We start from the raw sequence: 1,001 nt of genomic DNA, 5'->3' as shown, positions 1-1,001 counted from the left end.
CGTCCGGCTTGGCGAGTCGCTCCGCACCGCGCCCGGAAACGCCGCCTCGATCGCCGTGTTGCGCCGCACCAGCGCGTCATATTCGGCATCGCTGATCTCGGGCGCGTCGTCGGTATGATAGCGCGCATTATGATACGCGATCTGCGCGGCGAGCGTCTCCAGCTCGGCGGCGGCTTCGGTCTCGGTCGCGGGAAGGTCGGGCATCGCGCCGGGTTAGGGGAGGGCGCCACCTTTCGACAAGACCTGGATCAACATGGGATGAACATTCGCCCGACTTGCGCGCTGACATCCCAAGACATTTTTCGCAGGAAGCGCAATCATGACCGACACCAGCCGCCGAGACCTGTTCAAGGGCGCCGCCGTCACCGGCCTCGCCGCCGCCGCCGCGCCGGCCTTCGCGCAAGGGCAAGGGGCGGGGCAGGCGCAACTCGCCGATCCGCAGACGCGGTTCACGTCGACGCCCTTCCCCGAACAGCGCCAGAAATGGCCGGCACTCCAGCGCGACATGCGCCCCGTGCCCGATTGCGGCGAGACCAGCTATCGCGGTTCCGGACGTCTCCAAGGCCGCAAAGCGCTGGTCACCGGCGGCGACTCGGGCATCGGTCGCGCGGCGGTCATCGCGTTTTCGCGCGAAGGCGCCGACGTCGTGATCAACTATTACCCGACCGAGGAACCCGATGCGCAGGACGTCGCCAAGCTGCTCCGCGCCGAGGGGCGGAAGGTCGTGCTGATCCCCGGCGACCTGACCGACGCGAAATTCTGCACCGACCTGATCGCGCGCGCCAACCGCGAGCTCGGCGGGCTCGACATCCTCGTCAACAACGCCGCGTACCAGCAGTCGAAGGCGTCGATCGCCGAGATCAGCTTCGAGCAGTTCGACCGGACGATGAAGACCAACGTCTATGCGATGTTCCACCTCTGCAAGGCGGCGATCCCGCTGATGAAGCCGGGCGCGTCGATCATCAACACGGGCTCGGTCAATTCGGTCGATCCGGGCGAGG

2 protein-coding genes are annotated in these 1,001 nt (G+C 67.1%); one reads left to right on the top strand and one right to left on the bottom strand.

Going from position 1 to position 1,001, the window contains the following annotated elements; all coding sequences use genetic code 11:
* The coding region (locus U1872_RS22825; RefSeq protein WP_332795122.1) for a DNA ligase LigA-related protein at positions 1-204 on the bottom strand (204 nt) is incomplete at its 3' end.
* Between the two features lie 115 nt (positions 205-319).
* Between U1872_RS22825 and U1872_RS22820 the strand changes: the two genes are divergently transcribed.
* A partial coding sequence (locus tag U1872_RS22820; RefSeq protein ID WP_332795121.1) for an SDR family NAD(P)-dependent oxidoreductase occupies positions 320-1,001 on the top strand: 682 nt, incomplete at its 3' end.

It is taken from the genome of Parasphingomonas frigoris, from assembly GCF_036663815.1.
GTDB lineage: Bacteria > Pseudomonadota > Alphaproteobacteria > Sphingomonadales > Sphingomonadaceae > Sphingomonas.
This window is presented reverse-complemented; position numbering and strand designations above follow the sequence as displayed.